Genomic DNA, 14,538 nt, shown 5'->3' with positions numbered 1-14,538 from the left:
ATCATCCGACAGTGCCAATTCCGGTAGCGTGGCCTTATGGTCACGGTCACACCCCAGAGGCTCGGGCGGATGCTGGGAGCCCTGCCGGGCCACGGGCCCCTCTATTCAGAGCTCGCTGAGAGGCTCCGGCTCCTCGCCGTCGACGGCCGGCTCCCCGACGGCGTCCGGCTGCCGGCCGAACGGGAGCTCGCGGCGGCGCTCGGGATGTCCCGCACCACGGTGGCCGGCGCCTACGGCCTGCTGCGCGAGCTCGGCTGCCTGCGCAGCGTCCGCGGCTCCGGAAGCTACGTCGTCCTCCCCGATCGTCCCGCGGGCGCCGCACCGGACGAGGCCGGCGTGCTGGACCTGACCAAGGCAACGATGCCCGCAGCGAGCCCGGTGGGGGACTGCGTCCGCCGCGCCGCGGACGCGCTCGGCCCGGAGCTGGCCCGCTCCGGCTACGAGGTCATCGGGCTGCCGCGGCTGCGCATCGCGATCGCCGAGCACTATGCCGCACGAGGCGTCCCCACCGACCCGGACCAGGTGATGGTCACCACCGGGGTCCAGCACGCCATCTCCCTCGTGGCCCGCACCCTCCTCTCCCCCGGCGACCGCGCAGCGGTCGAGCAACCCACCTACCCGCACGCGATGGACACGCTCCAGGCCGCGCGGGCGCGGCTCGTGGCGCTGCCCGTCACGCCCGGCGGGTGGGACCTCGAGGCAGCGGCCGCCGCCTTCCGGGCAGCCTCGCCGGCGCTCGCATACACCATGCCCGACTTCCACAACCCCACCGGCGCGAGCCTCAGCCCGACCGGGCGCGAGCAGCTCGCCCGGCTGGCCGAGCGGCACCGCACGGTCCTCGTCGCCGACGAGACGACGGCCCTGCTGGACATCAGCCGCGGGCCACTGCCGCCGCTCGCCGCCTTCGCCCCGGCCTCGGTCACGCTCGGTGGACTCGCCAAGCTCGCCTGGGGCGGCCTGCGGGTGGGCTGGATCCGGGCCCCGCGGGCCATGGTGGCCCGGCTTGCCCAGGCCAGGACCAGCCTGGACCTCGGCACGCCGGTGCTCGAGCAGCTTGTCGCGGCCGAGCTGCTCGAGCACCAGGACGTCCTCGTGGCCGAGCGGCGCCAGCGGCTCGGCGAGGGCCTGGCCGCCCTGGCCGGGGCGCTCGCCGAACACTTCCCCGGCTGGACATGGACCGCGCCCGAGGGCGGCATGTCCGTGTGGGCGGACTGCACCCCGCTGTCCTCGTCGCGGCTCGTCGTCGCGGCCCGCGCCCGGGGCGTGGCCCTGACCGCCGGACCCCGGTTCGGGATGGACGGCGCCTTCGAGCAGCGCCTGCGCCTGCCCTTCACGGCGTCACCCGAGGAGCTGCGGCAGGCCGTCGCTGCGATCAGGGCCGCTGCCTCGGACGCCTCCGTGGGCCCGGCGAGGCCGTCCCTCGTGGCGGTCTGACCATCCTGCCGCCGGCCTGGCGCGCGGTTGCCGAACCGCAACCGGCCGGACGGCCCCGGGCCGGGTGGGCTGGGCTAGTGTGGGAGCACAGGGGCGTGCGCGAGGAGGGGCGGATGGACTGGTTCGAACACAACGCCTGGATGGTGTGGCTCGTGCTCGCGCTCGTGCTGGGGGGCATCGAGATGCTCAGTCTGAGCCTCGTGTTCGTCATGCTCTCCGGCGGCGCGCTCGCCGCCCTGGTCACAGCGCTCCTCGGCGGCCCCGCCTGGCTCCAGGGACTGGTCTTCGCGGCCGTGTCCGTGGCCATGATCGCGTTCGTCCGTCCCGTCGCCGTCAAGCACATGCGCCCCTCCATCGAGGATGTCCGCACCAACGTCGACCGCCTCGTCGGCGCTCCGGCCACCGTGGTCGAGCCCGTCGACTCCGCCCGCGGGCTGGTCAAGATCGGCGGCGACGTCTGGACGGCCCGCGCCGAGCGCGGCGAGTTCCTCCCGGGCGACGTCGTCAAGGTCGTCGCGATCGACGGCGCCACCGCCGTCGTGGCCCCCAGCGGCACCACGTCGCCCTGCCGAAGCTAGGCACACCACTACCAGTCAAGGGGGAACACCATGGACGCCGGAAGCATCCTTCTGCTCGTGGTCGTCATCGTCGTCATCCTGTTCGTGGGCACGGTGCTCGGCCGCTCTGTGCGGATCATCCCGCAGGCACGGGCCGGCGTCGTCGAGCGGCTCGGGAAGTACCAGCGCACGCTCAATCCGGGCCTGACCCTCCTCATCCCGTTCGTCGACAGGCTGCTGCCGCTGCTCGACCTCCGCGAGCAGGTCGTGTCCTTCCCCCCGCAGCCGGTCATCACCTCGGACAACCTCGTCGTCTCGATCGACACCGTGGTCTACTTCCAGGTGACGGACCCGCGCGCGGCGACGTACGAGATCGCGAACTACATCCAGGCGGTCGAGCAGCTCACCATCACGACGCTCCGCAACGTCGTCGGCGGCCTCAACCTCGAGGAGGCGCTCACCTCCCGCGACCAGATCAACGGCCAGCTGCGCGGTGTGCTCGACGAGGCCACCGGCCGCTGGGGGCTGCGGGTCTCCCGCGTGGAGCTCAAGGCCATCGAGCCGCCGCACTCGATCCAGGACTCGATGGAGAAGCAGATGCGCGCCGAGCGCGACCGTCGCGCAGCCATCCTCACCGCGGAGGGCACCAAGCAGTCGGCCATCCTCACCGCCGAGGGCGAGCGGCAGTCCCAGATCCTCAAGGCCGAGGGCCAGGCCAAGGCCGCAGTGCTCAAGGCCGACGGCGAGGCCCAGGCGATCCAGAAGGTCTTCGACGCGATCCACCAGGGCAACCCGGACCAGAAGCTCCTCGCCTACCAGTACCTCCAGACCCTGCCGAAGATCGCCGAGGGCGGGTCGAACAAGCTGTGGATCATCCCCAGCGAGATCGGCGAGGCCCTCAAGGGCATCGGAGGGGTGCTCGGAAACGTGTCCCAGGCAGGGGGCTCCGAGCCGGCGCGGCCCGCGGCGGCCGTCGGCGCCACGCCCGAGGAGTCCGTCGGCGCCTCGCCCGAGGAGTCCGTCGACCGGCTCGAGGAAGATGCCCGGGCCTTCGAGGAGGAGGCCGCCAAGCCTTCGGAGCTGGACGCCGAGGCCGAGGGGATCCTCCGCCACGGTGTCCACCGGGGGCTCGGGGCGCTCGAGGGCGACCCGGTCGGCCCCGTGGAGCCCGGGCCGGTCCCCGGCGAGGACGGGTCCCAGCACTAGCGTGGCGGCCGCCGCGTCCGGGACTCGCCTATAATGGGAGGTCGGTCAAGAGAGCGTGCAGACCGGTGGGTGGGAACACCGCTGCCCCGGCACGCGTTGGCATAGGGGTCGGGCCCCTCCAGGTCCGGCAGAACGCGAGGGAGAAGAGATGAGCGACCGCAGCCTGCGCGGCATGCGCCTGGGTGCACAGTCTATGGAGACGGAGGCGGGCGTCGAGCCGGCGCCGCGCCAGCGCGTCGAGTACCGCTGCGAGGACGGCGAGCAGGTGTTCGTCACGTTCTCGTCCGAGGCGGAGATCCCCCCGGTCTGGACCTCCAAGACCGGCAAGGAGGCGTTCCTGGTCGACGGAGAGCGTCCCACTGACACGAACGAGAAGGCTGTCCGCACGCACTGGGACATGCTCCTCGAGCGCCGTTCGATCCCCGAGCTCGAGCAGATCCTGGCGGACCGCCTCGAGCTCCTGCGGAGCAAGCGCGGGGCCTGAGGCCCGCGCCGTCACCGCGGGCGCGGCGAGGGCCGCGCACACGCCACACAGGAGGAGGGCGGGAACCGTTCAGGTTCTCGCCCTCCTCCTGTGTCTGCGTGCTGCCGCGAAGTGCCTAGCCCTGCCGGCTGCGGCGGGTGAGCTGGGACCACCGCTCCCTCAGGCCCCAGCGGGTCACGTTGATCATGGCCTCGACGACGATGTTGCCGCTCATCTTAGAGCTGCCGAGCTCACGCTCCACGAAGGTCACGGGCACCTCGACCACAGAGAGGCCCATCCTGGCCACGCGCCAGGCGAGGTCGACCTGGAATCCGTAGCCCTTCGACTCGATCGAGTCGAAGTCCAGCTTCTCGAGTGTGGTGCGCCGGAAGGCGCGGTACCCCGCCGTGATGTCGCGCAGCCCGAGGCCGAGCATGAGGCGGGCGTAGGTGCTGCCGGTGCGGGAGATGAGCTGGCGGTAGAAGGGCCAGTTCACCACGGACCCGCCGCGCACCCACCGCGAGCCGATGACGAGGTCGGCGCCGTCCTCGACGGCGGACAGGAGCGCCGGGAGCTGCTCCGGCTGGTGCGAGCCGTCCGCGTCCATCTCCACGATGACGTCGTAGTCGCGCTCGAGGGCCCAGCGGAACCCGGCGATGTAGGCCGCGCCGAGGCCCTCCTTGCCGCGGCGGTGCATGACGTGCACCTGGGGATCCTCGGCCGCGATCCGGTCGGCGAGGGCGCCGGTGCCGTCGGGGCTGTTGTCGTCCGCGACGAGGACGTCCGACGCCGGAACGGCCGCCCGCAGCCGGCCCAGGGTTCTGGGCAGCGAATCGAGCTCGTTGTACGTCGGAATGATCGTCAGGATGCGCACGAAGTGGGCCTTTCGGGGCGGGGTCGTCGAGCGCCTCGAAGGCGCAAGAGCCCATTATAGCCAGCCGATCCGGGCCACTCGGGGATTCCGGGGAACAGACAAGCCCGTGCGTCTTCGGGCCAGTCGCGCGGGGCCGGCAGCTGGTCGGTCCCCCGGACTGTTTTCTACGGACGCACGGGCCTGTCGTGACGCCTAATCCCCCGAATGCTCGGTGAACCGGGCCCTACCGGGCAGTTCACACCCGTTGTCCTCGATCCTACGGGGTCATACTCAGGTGTCAACCGTCTATTCATCTGCGGTTTCTCGTGTTGTCGCTGATGAGGGGCCGCCTCCCGGACGCTGCCGGGACGTGCGACGGTCAGGCTGCCGGATGTCCGGGCGAGACGGCTCCGCTGCTGAACAGCTGGCGCCCCTCGTGCACCGTGAGGAGGCATTCGGGCAGCTGCTCGGTGTCCAACGCCGGGAGCAGCGGGGTGCGGGCCCTCGGGTCGGTGCTCCAGGCCTGCACCCGCTCGTCCGCGACCTGCACCATCAGCTCGTCGGCACGCCAGACTGCGAAGCTCGCGGGGGCGCCGGGGACGAGCTGTCCCATCAGCGGGTTGGGGTGCCTGACGGCACGCCATCCGGAGCGCGTGTGTCCGAGGAACGCTGCGCGGGCCGAAATCCGCTGGGACGGGTCCGAGTGTGTCAGGCACGCCCGTACGCTCTCCCACGGCGAGAGCGCGCAGACCGGCGAGTCGGAGCCGAAGGCCAGGGGGACGCCGGCCGAGTAGAAGCGGATGAACGGGTTCATCCCCTCGCGGCGGCGGCCGAGGCGCTGCTCGTACAGGCCGCCTGGGTGGCCCCAGGCCGCATCGAAGAGGGGCTGGGCGCTCACCGTGACGGCATACTCGGCGAGGGCGGCGGCCTCGGCGTCGCCGGCCATCTCGACGTGCTCGAGCCGGTGTCCGGCGGCGCGCACAGCATGCTGCCCCACCCGCTCCGCGGCGAGCCGGAAGCCGTCGAGCGCGAGCTGCAGGCCGGCGTCGCCGATCACGTGGAAGCCTCCCTGGACCCCGATCTCCGACACGGCCGCAAGGTGGGCCCCGATCTGCTCGGCTGTCAGGAAGGCCGTGCCGCGGTGGCCCGGCGCGTCGTCGTAGTCGGCTCCCAGCAGCGCGGTCCGGCTGCCGATCGAGCCGTCGATGTTCAGGTCGCCGGCGAGGCCGTGCACGGGGACCCCGAGGCCCCCGAGGACCGCCCGGGCCTCGTCTGCCGAGGAGACCGCCTGGCCCCAGTAGGCGATCACCTCCGGCTCCGAGGCGGTCCCGCGGCCGAGCAGGAGCCTCAGGTCCTCGACGCCGCCCAACTGGGGCGCCGCCTGCTCGACGAGGGCGACGTAGCCGCGGGAGGCGGCGTGGCGCAGGGCCAGCCCGTGCAGGCGCCCCAGCTCCTCCGGGGCGGCCGGCCGCGTTCCGGCCCTGGCGGCGTGCAGCGCGTCGCCGGCCACGAGGGCGGTCTCCCCGGCGGAGCCGCCGCCGGCGAGCTCCGGGGAGACGAGCGCCGAGTGGACGTCCACCCGGGTCAGGACGGTGCGGCGTCCGCCGGCGGCCCGCGCGAGCTGCTCGGCGCCCGGCAGCGCGGGTTCAGCCCACCGCGACTCGTCCCAGCCGTGGCCGCGCAGCACGGCGTCGGCGGGCAGGCCCTCTGCCGCCCGCGCCACGGCGTCGAGGAGGTCCGCCGCCGAGGCGGCCGCGGAAAGGTCCAGCGACGAGAGAGCGAGGCCGGTGTCCGCCACGTGCACGTGCGAGTCAACGAAGCCCGGCGCCACGAGCGCCCCGTCGAGGTCCACCACCGCCATCCGGTCGTCGACGAGGGAGGCGGCCGCCTGCTCTGATCCGACCCAGGCGACGGTCCCGCCTTCCACCAGCATCGCCGAGGCGAACGGGTCGGCGGCGGAGTAGACCGAGCCGTTGCGGTAGAGGGTGAGCGCGCGCTCCTCGGGCATGGAAGGGTCCCCTTGCATCGTTCGCGGTGTCCTTGGTGGTGAGGTGTTCTAGTCGGAGAGCGTCGAGTACGCGACGACGCCGCGGCGCAGCAGGCCGATCGCCTCGTGGCACAGCCGCGAGATCCGCCGGTCCGTCCCGGGCACGTCGGCGAGCTGGTCGAGCAGGTCGATGACCTGCCGGACCCACCGCACGAAGTCGCCCGCCGCGAGCTCGGTGCCCGAGAGGACGTTCTGCAGCTCGCGGCCGCGGGCCCATTTGTAGATGGGCCAGACGAGGCCGAAGTCCGGCTCGGACGTGTGCGGCAGCCGGTGCTGCTCCTCCGCGTCCTCGAGCTGGGACCACTCGCGCAGGACGACGTCCACGGCGACGTCGAGGGAGATGCTGGGCATCTTGGGTGTGAGGCCGCGCTCCTCGCGCTTCGCCTGGTACACGAGCACGCTCACGAGCGCGGCGAGCTCGGCGGCGTCCACGTCCTCGAAGGCGTCCTCGCGCAGTGCGAGGGCGGTGAGCATGTCCTTGTCGCCGTAGATGCGGCGCAGCTGCTGCCCGAAGGCCGTGACCTCTGGACCGGAGGCGCCCTGGGCCAGGGCCCCGTAGGACTGGAGGACCTCGCACACCCTGTCGAAGGTCTTCGCGATCGTGTTGGTGCGCCCCTGGATCTGCTCGACCAGGCGGTCGGTCTCGCGGCGCAGCTTGATCCAGCGCTCGGCCCAGCGCGCGTGGTCCTCGCGTTCGGCGCAGCCGTGGCATGGATGCGTGCGGAGCTGGCGGCGCAGATCGGTGATGCGCTTCTCGGTGTCCTGGTAGCCGCCCGCGAATGCGAAGTCCCGCCGGGACCGGCGTCCCTGGGCGCCCGCCTCGGGGCCTTCGAGGCGTGCCCGCTCGGTGGCGTGCCGCAGGGACGCAGCGAGGTCGCGGCGGTCCTTGGGCCTCTTCGCGTCGAAGTGCTTCGGGATCCGGATCCGCGCGATCGGCTCGAGGGGGCCGTCGACGTCGTGCAGGCCGATCCGGCGGATGTTCCGGTCGAAGGTGAGGACCTGCGGCCTCGGCTCGCGGCCGTTCGGGTCCGAGGTGAGCACCACCGCGCTGCCGGCGAGCCGCCCCTGCCCGATCTCCACGACGTCCCCCGGAGCGAGGCGGGCGAGCGAGTCGACGGTCATGGAGCGCCGGGCACGGCCCGCCTGGCGGGAGGCGGCCTTCTCCGCTTCGGAGAGCTCGTGCCGGAGCCTCGAGTACTCGGTGAAGTCCCCGAGGTGGCAGGTCATGGCCTTCTCGTAGCCGGCGAGCGACTCCTCGCGGCTGCGCACCTGCCGGGCGAGCCCGACCACAGAGCGGTCCGCCTGGAACTGGGCGAAGGAGCTCTCCAGGATCTCGCGCGCCCGCTCCCTGCCGAACTGCGCCACGAGGTTGATGCTCATGTTGTAGGTGGGCCGGAAGCTCGAGTTCAGCGGATACGTGCGGCGGGAGGCGAGGCCCGCCAGGGCGGAGGGATCGAGCCCCGGGCGCCACTGGACCACCGCGTGCCCCTCGACGTCGATCCCGCGCCGGCCGGCGCGGCCGGTCAACTGGGTGTACTCCCCCGCGGTGATGTCGACGTGGGCCTCGCCGTTGAACTTCTCGAGCTTCTCGATGAGCACGCTCTTCGCGGGCATGTTGATGCCGAGGGCGAGGGTCTCCGTCGCGAACACGACCTTGACGAGCCCGGCGGCGAACAGCTTCTCGACCGTCTCCTTGAAGGTGGGCAGGAGGCCTGCGTGGTGGGCGGCCAGGCCCCGCTGGAGCCCCTCGCGCCAGGCCCAGAAGCCCAGCACGGGCAGGTCGGCGGGCGGGATGTCGGCGGCCGAGGCCTCGACCGCGGCCGTGATCTCGGCCTTCTCGGCGGGCGTCGTCAGGTCCAGGCCCGCGTCGAGGCACTGCTGGACGGCGGCGTCGCACCCGGCCCGGGAGAAGATGAAGTCGATGGCGGGCAGGAGTCCGCGGCGCTCGAGCGCCTGGACCATCTGGGGACGGCTCGCCCGTGTCCCCGGGAGCGGCGGCGCGTCGCCGGGCCGCCCGGTGCGCGAGGACTGCTTCTCGCCCCGCTGGCGTTCCTCGCGCCGGCGCGCGCGGCCGCCGTGCCCGAACCGGCCGCGGTAGAGCTGCTGCGACTCGCGGCGGCCCAGCTCGACGAGCTCCGGGTTGACCGCGGTGACCTCGGAGATGCTGGCCTCGGCACGGGGCGCCGCGCCAGACGGGGCCGACGGCGGCTCCCCCGCCTCGCGCTCCCCGGCGTCGCGGTCGTGGACATCCGCGAGGACCTCGAAGGACTGCCTCGTCGCGAACAGGTCCACGAGCTGCCGCCCCACGAGGACGTGCTGCCAGAGGGGCACCGGCCGGTGCTCGGAGACCACGATCTCCGTCTCGCCGCGGACCGTGTCGAGCCACGCGCCGAACTCCTCGGCATTGGAGACCGTGGCGCTGAGGGAGACGAGCCGGACGTCGCGCGGGAGGTGGATGATGACCTCTTCCCACACGGCCCCGCGGAAGCGGTCGGCGAGGTAGTGGACCTCGTCCATCACCACGTAGCCGAGGCCGGCGAGGGTGTCGGAGTCCGCGTACAGCATGTTCCGCAGGACCTCGGTGGTCATCACCACGACGGGCGCCTCGCCGTTGATGGTCGTGTCCCCGGTGAGGAGCCCCACCCGCTCCACGCCGTGGATCGCGCACAGCTCGGCGTACTTCTGGTTCGACAGCGCCTTGATCGGCGTCGTGTAGAACGCCTTCAGGCCCTGCTGGAGGGCCAGGTGGATCGCGAACTCGCCGACGATGGTCTTGCCGGCGCCGGTGGGTGCCGCGACGAGGACGCCGCGCCCCGCCTCGAGGGCCCGGCACGCCTCGACCTGGAACGGATCGAGGGGGAAGTCCACCGTGGCGGCGAACGCTCCCAGTTCAGTCTTGGCCAACGCCCTGCGCCTCGCGTCCGCGGCGTAGCGTTCGGCCGGTGACAGGCTCTCGGCGGGGGTGGACATGGGTCCAGCCTAGTCCCGCCGCAGGGGTCAGAGGTTCTCGAGGTCGGCCCGGGAGGTCGGGGTGTCCGCGATGGCGTCGGTCTCCGCGGCCACCTTCTCGATGCGCCGGGCCCGGCGCCGGTCATTGGCCATGCACACCCCGATCGCGGCGAAGAACAGCCCCAGGAGCGGGATGGCGAGCATGAACATCGAGATCGCGTCCGCCCCGGGCGCCGCCACGGCGGCGAGGACGAACACGAGGAACACGGTGATGCGCCAGGCCTTGAGGATGGTCCTGCCGGGCAGGATCCCGGCCATGTTGACCCCGACCAGGATGACCGGAACGAGGAATGCCACGCCGAGGAAGAGGAGCATGTGCGTGACGAAGTCGATGTACTCGCGCCCGTCGATCATGTTGGAGAAGCCCGCGGGCGTGAACTGCGTGAGCGCACGCACCACCTGCGGCACCACGCTCCAGCCGACCCAGACGCCGGCGAGGAACAGGGGTACCGCGGCGATCATGAAGCCGAGCGTGTACTTGCGCTCCTTGGCGGTCAGCCCGGGCATGATGAACGCCCAGACCTGGTAGATCCAGACGGGGCTCGAGATGACAAGGCCGATCTGGATGGCCAGCTGGAGCTTGAAGTCGAACGGCGAGGCGATCGTGGAGAAGTTGACCGAGGAGAGCCCGCCGGTCTGGTGGGCGATGTTCTCGACCGGCTTCTCGAGCTCCCGGAGGATCGGGTCGTAGAGGAACCAGCCGGCCACCGCGCCGACGGCCACACCGATGGCCGCCTTGATGAGCCTGTTCTTCAGCTCCCGCAGGTGCTCGAGGAGGGGCATCCGCCCCTCGGGGTTGGCCTTCCGCCCCTTCCCGGCGGCCACCTCAGGCGTGCGAGGAAGGACCGGCGTCCCCGTCGGCCCGGCCAGCGCCCTTCGGCGGGATGACCTTGCCCTCGACGGGCTGCTCGGCGCCGGAGGAGGCGGACTGGCCGGAGGACGCAGTGTCCTTGCCGTCGTTCTTCATCTCCTTGACCTCGGACTTGAGGATGCGCATCGACTGCCCGAGGCTGCGTGCCATGGCCGGCAGCTTCGGAGCGGCGAACAGGAGCAGCGCCACAATGATGATGATGACGATGGGCCAGGGGCCATCGAAGAGTCGTCCCACGGGAATCCTTTCGTTGGTACAAGTCTAGTTGAGGCCGAGGTCGCGGAGGGACTGCATCTGGCCCCGTTCGCGCCGCCGTGCCACCCGCCTGTCACGCCGGGCGAGGCGCCGCTGCTCGCGTCCCTGCTCGTATTCCTCGCGCAGGCGTTCCGGGTCGGCGAAGACGGCACTGCCCGGGACGCGCACGACGGCGGCGGGGCCGGCGTCGTCCGTCGTCCCGCCTGCCGCGGGCCGCGACGTGACCCGCTCTAGGTCCGCGGAGGCGCTGCGCAGGACCGCCATGCCCTTGCGGAACAGGTAGATCCCGCCCAGCAGGAGGACGACGAGGGTGCAGGCCACCAGGGCCACCCAGATGAGGATCCACGACCACCACGGCACGGGACCCAGCCTATCGGGTCGCCGCGGCGGCCCCGTACAGCGCCAGCGCCCGGTCGAACCAGGCTCGGGCGGCCTCGACGGCGGCGGCCGGGCCTTCCAGGGCCGCGGCGCCGCCGAACTGGGCGAGGAAGGAGGGCAGCCAGGCCAGGTCGAGGACTGTGAGGCGGACCCGGCGGCTTCCGTCCTCGAGGTCCCTTCCGTCGTGGGCGTCGAAGCTCGCCTCCGCCCAGCGGGCCTCGGGGGCGAGGCGCACGGTCACCTCCAGGTCGCTCGGCCGGCGCATGAACAGGGATCCGTCGCCGGGCTCGAATCCCTCGGGCAGCGGCAGGGGCTCGGCCGCCTCCACCGCCTCGATCCGGTCGATGCGGAAGACCCGGCGGTCCCCGGCACGGTGGCAGTAGCTGTTGACGTACCAGCGGTCGGCGTCGGAGAAGACCCCGAGGGGGTTGATGAGCCGTTCGGTGACCTCGTCCTTGGTCGGGTTGAGGTACCGCAGCCGGAGCGTGCGGCCTGCGACGGCCGCCTCCGCGAGCACCGGGACGAGGTCCGCATTGTGCTGGGGCTCGGACCGCAGGTCCACCTCCGGCAGGGCCCGGCCGCCTTCGACCGCTGCCGCGCCGACCCTGTCGGCGAGGCGCAGGATGGCCTCGGCCGACGCCGCATCGGCGAGCGGCAGGAGGGCCTTGAGGCCGAGCTGCAGCGCCACGGCCTCTCCGGGACTGAGCCGGCGGGGGCGTGAGAGCTCCTCGGCGTTCGCGACCGCCACGACGTCGTCGTCCACCGAGATCTCGATGTAGCTCTGAAAGCCGGCGGGGTCGATGGGACCGGCATCCCTGAGGAGCTCGAGCTCGCGCAGCACGGCCTTCCGCGTCAGGCCGAACTCCTCGGCGATCTCCTGCACCGTGACGGGACCGGAGAGGAGGAACGGCACGAGGTCCATGAGCCGTTCGAGGCGCTCCTGGCCCGTGGTGATCCGGCGGCCCGGCCTCTGTCCGGGCGTCTCGGCCGCCCCTTCGGACCCGATGGCCTCCCGGGCGCCGCGCAGCCGTCCGAGGACCTCGCCGACGAGGTCCTCGGGGCCGAGGACCTTCACCGCGTCGCCGAAGCCTGCGAGCCGCTCGGCGGCGACGGAGACGTCGCGGAAGGGGAACTCGCCGGCATCCCAGCCGGAAGGCCCCGCTCCGGCCGGCTCCCAGTGCCGGCGCAGGTCGAGCGCGCGGTCCTCCGCGATGAGGAGGCTCGCCCGCCGCTCGGCGAGGGCGTCGAACCCGTTGAGGGCGTCCCGGACGGCTCCCTCGCTGGGCGGTTCGAAGGTGCCGGGCTCCCCCACGGCCACGGTGCCGTTGATGCGGGAGAGCCGGAAGACCCGCAGGCCGCCGCGGTCCAGGTCGTTGCCGGCGAGGTACCACTGCCCGTAGCGCTGGCCGAGCCCCCACGGCTGGACCCGGCGCCTGCGCGTCTCGCCCGTGCTGGTCGCGTGGTAGTCGAAGGTGACCTCGGCGCCGCGCGCCGCCGCATCGGTCAGGGCCACCCAGTGGGTGTCGAGCCGCACCCTGGGCTGCACCTGCGACGGCGGCGTCTCGGGCAGGGCGCCGGCCGCCTCGAGCCGCCGGAGGGCGCGCTGCGCATCGGCGCCGGCCACCGCGTCGTCGCACGCGAGGGCGGCGAGGGCCAGCCAGGTGGACTCCTCGGCGCTGAAGCGCTGGGGCGGCAGCCGGAAGCCCGCGGGGTCGATCCGGTACTTGGCGACCTCCTCGTCGCTCTCCATGCGCTCGTAGCCGAGCTCCTCGAGGATGACCGCGCCCATGGCGCGCAGGTCCGCCTTGTCGCGCTCGAACTTGCGCAGGACGGCCTCGGTCTCGGAGTCGGTGTCGGCGGCGTCCGCGGAGAGCGGGGTGTGCCCGTAGACGTCCCGCAGGATCCTCTCGCGGGAGATCCCGAGCTCGGTGTGGAGCAGGGCGATGAGGAGGTTCAGCAGGCGCGAGGTCTTGGCTTCGGACACAGTGAAGAGCCTAGACCGAAACGGGCGGCGACCAGCCGAGGCTGGTCGCCGCCCGCAGTGCGCGCGCCGAAGGCGGCCGGGTCAGCGGACGCCGACGAGATCCACGACGAAGATGAGGGCCTCGTTGGGCTTGATGGCCCCGCCGGCCCCGCGGGAACCGTACGCGAGGTCGGAGGGGATCTCGAGCCGCCGGCGGCCGCCGACCTTCATGCCGAGCAGCCCCTGGTCCCAGCCCTGGATGACCTGGCCGACGCCCACGCGGAAGTCGAGCGGCGTGCCGCGGTTCCAGGAGGCGTCGAACTCCTCGCCGGTGGACCAGGCCACGCCGACATAGTGGGTCGAGACGGTGTCCCCGGCGACAACCTCGCGGCCGTCGCCCTCGATGAGGTCGACGATCTTGAGCTCAGTCGGGGTCTCGCCCTCGGGGAACTCGATCTCGGGCTTGCTGCGGTCGTACTGGCGCTGTCCGAAGGACATGGTGCCTCCTGAGGTGGATGTGGTGGGTTACTTGATGCCGAGGATGTCGACGACGAACACGAGGTCGCCCTTGGCCTGGCCTTGGCCCTGGTCCCCATAGGCCTGGGCCGCGGGGATCACGAGGAGCACGCGCGAGCCGACCGTCTTGCCCGTGAGGCCCTTCGTCCAGCCGGGGATGACGCCCTGGAGGCTGAAGGTGGCCGGCTGGCCCTTGTCGAAGCTCGAATCGAACTTGGTGCCGTCGGAGAGGTTCACGCCGACGTAGTTGGCGACGATCGTGTCGCTGGCCTTGACCTTGTCGCCGTGGCCCGTGATGAGGTCCTGCGCGACGACGTCCTTGGGCTTGTCGGCGCCCTTGACGTCGATCTGCGGGACGCCCTTGCCGTCCACGGAGACCTTGGGCAGGCCGGCCGGGAGGTTGGTCACCGCATCGCCCTCGGGCTTGCTGAGGGCCGTGGGGGTGTCCTTGACCGAGAGGATCTTGATCACGAGGAGGGTCGACGCCGCCGACTCCGGGTTCTCGCCGGCGGACTGGGCGGGGGTGGCGTAGGCGAGGTAGGAGCCGACCTTGGCCCCGACGAGGCCGTTGTAGACGACCGAGCTGCCCTGCTTGAGCTGGTCGGAGAGCTCGACCTTCTCGGAGGTGCCCTTGCTGAAGGTGTCCTCGAGGACCGAGCCGTCGCCGCCGTTGAGGGCCACGTAGCCGATCTCGACGGTCTGCCCGGCCTTCGCCGCGGGGCCGTCGCCGGCCTGGACCATCTTGATCGTCTCGTCCTTGACCGCGAGGGGCTTCGGGAAGTCGACCTTCGGCGCCTTGTCGCCGGGGGTGACCTTGAGCTGGTCGAGTGCTGCGACCTGCCCGGCGTTGGAGGGCGTGGGGTCCGAGGATGACGGGGCTGAGCTGCCACAGCCGGCCACGAACAGGGCGAGCGGCAGCAGCAGGGCGATGAGACGGCGCACTGGTCAACTTCCTGTGGGGGATCCCGCCACGGGTGTGTGGCGGC

Annotated in this window: 13 protein-coding genes; 4 read left to right on the top strand and 9 right to left on the bottom strand. The window is 72.3% G+C overall.

What is annotated here, in order from left to right; genetic code table 11:
• The first annotated feature begins 36 nt into the window (after positions 1-36).
• The 4 genes from yczR (at position 37) to J2W20_RS15645 (ending at position 3,681) form a co-directional block, all read left to right on the top strand.
• A complete protein-coding gene (yczR, locus tag J2W20_RS15660) occupies positions 37-1,434 on the top strand; it encodes a MocR-like transcription factor YczR (protein ID WP_307007694.1) in 1,398 nt (465 codons plus the stop codon).
• Positions 1,435-1,547: 113 nt separating this feature from the next.
• Positions 1,548-2,012 (top strand): NfeD family protein, encoded by a 465-nt coding sequence (locus J2W20_RS15655; protein ID WP_307007692.1) that lies wholly within the window; start codon positions 1,548-1,550, stop codon positions 2,010-2,012.
• A gap of 30 nt (positions 2,013-2,042) precedes the next feature.
• Positions 2,043-3,197, top strand: a complete 1,155-nt coding sequence (locus tag J2W20_RS15650; RefSeq protein WP_307007690.1) for an SPFH domain-containing protein — start codon at positions 2,043-2,045, stop codon at positions 3,195-3,197.
• A 148-nt stretch (positions 3,198-3,345) separates the two neighbouring features.
• Positions 3,346-3,681 carry an RNA polymerase-binding protein RbpA gene (locus J2W20_RS15645; protein WP_307007688.1) on the top strand — a complete coding sequence of 112 codons (336 nt, stop codon included), beginning with the start codon at positions 3,346-3,348 and terminating at the stop codon, positions 3,679-3,681.
• Positions 3,682-3,796: 115 nt separating this feature from the next.
• Here the strand turns inward: J2W20_RS15645 and J2W20_RS15640 are convergent, their stop codons facing one another.
• The 9 genes from J2W20_RS15640 to J2W20_RS15600 all read right to left on the bottom strand — a co-directional run bounded on the left by J2W20_RS15640 (position 3,797) and on the right by J2W20_RS15600 (position 14,494).
• Positions 3,797-4,534 carry a polyprenol monophosphomannose synthase gene (locus tag J2W20_RS15640; RefSeq protein WP_307007686.1) on the bottom strand — a complete coding sequence of 246 codons (738 nt, stop codon included), beginning with the start codon at positions 4,532-4,534 and terminating at the stop codon, positions 3,797-3,799.
• Between the two features lie 358 nt (positions 4,535-4,892).
• The gene (locus tag J2W20_RS15635; protein ID WP_307007685.1) at positions 4,893-6,521 is read right to left on the bottom strand and encodes an amidohydrolase; all 1,629 of its coding nucleotides are present in this window, start codon (positions 6,519-6,521) and stop codon (positions 4,893-4,895) included.
• 48 nt (positions 6,522-6,569) lie between these two features.
• A complete protein-coding gene (locus J2W20_RS15630; RefSeq protein ID WP_307007683.1) occupies positions 6,570-9,530 on the bottom strand; it encodes a DEAD/DEAH box helicase in 2,961 nt (986 codons plus the stop codon).
• Between the two features lie 27 nt (positions 9,531-9,557).
• On the bottom strand, positions 9,558-10,352 hold the full coding sequence (gene tatC, locus J2W20_RS15625; RefSeq protein WP_307007784.1) for a twin-arginine translocase subunit TatC: 795 nt from the start codon (positions 10,350-10,352) through the stop codon (positions 9,558-9,560).
• Between the two features lie 43 nt (positions 10,353-10,395).
• Positions 10,396-10,677: a Sec-independent protein translocase subunit TatA gene (gene tatA / locus J2W20_RS15620; RefSeq protein WP_307007681.1), complete on the bottom strand. Its 282-nt coding sequence runs from the start codon at positions 10,675-10,677 to the stop codon at positions 10,396-10,398.
• Between the two features lie 24 nt (positions 10,678-10,701).
• On the bottom strand, positions 10,702-11,055 hold the full coding sequence (locus J2W20_RS15615) for a hypothetical protein (RefSeq protein WP_307007679.1): 354 nt from the start codon (positions 11,053-11,055) through the stop codon (positions 10,702-10,704).
• A gap of 10 nt (positions 11,056-11,065) precedes the next feature.
• Positions 11,066-13,057 (bottom strand): helix-turn-helix transcriptional regulator, encoded by a 1,992-nt coding sequence (locus tag J2W20_RS15610; RefSeq protein ID WP_307007677.1) that lies wholly within the window; start codon positions 13,055-13,057, stop codon positions 11,066-11,068.
• A gap of 81 nt (positions 13,058-13,138) precedes the next feature.
• Entirely contained in the window at positions 13,139-13,534 is a 396-nt protein-coding gene (locus tag J2W20_RS15605; RefSeq protein ID WP_307007675.1) for an FKBP-type peptidyl-prolyl cis-trans isomerase, read from the bottom strand.
• Positions 13,535-13,561: 27 nt separating this feature from the next.
• Complete coding sequence (locus J2W20_RS15600) at positions 13,562-14,494, bottom strand: FKBP-type peptidyl-prolyl cis-trans isomerase (RefSeq protein ID WP_307007674.1); 933 nt, start codon at positions 14,492-14,494, stop codon at positions 13,562-13,564.
• Positions 14,495-14,538: the final 44 nt, after the last annotated feature.

The sequence above is a fragment of the Sinomonas atrocyanea genome, from assembly GCF_030812675.1.
Lineage (GTDB): Bacteria > Actinomycetota > Actinomycetes > Actinomycetales > Micrococcaceae > Sinomonas > Sinomonas atrocyanea_B.
The sequence above is the reverse complement of the archived record's forward strand: the minus strand, read 5'-3'. Positions and strand labels throughout refer to the sequence as shown.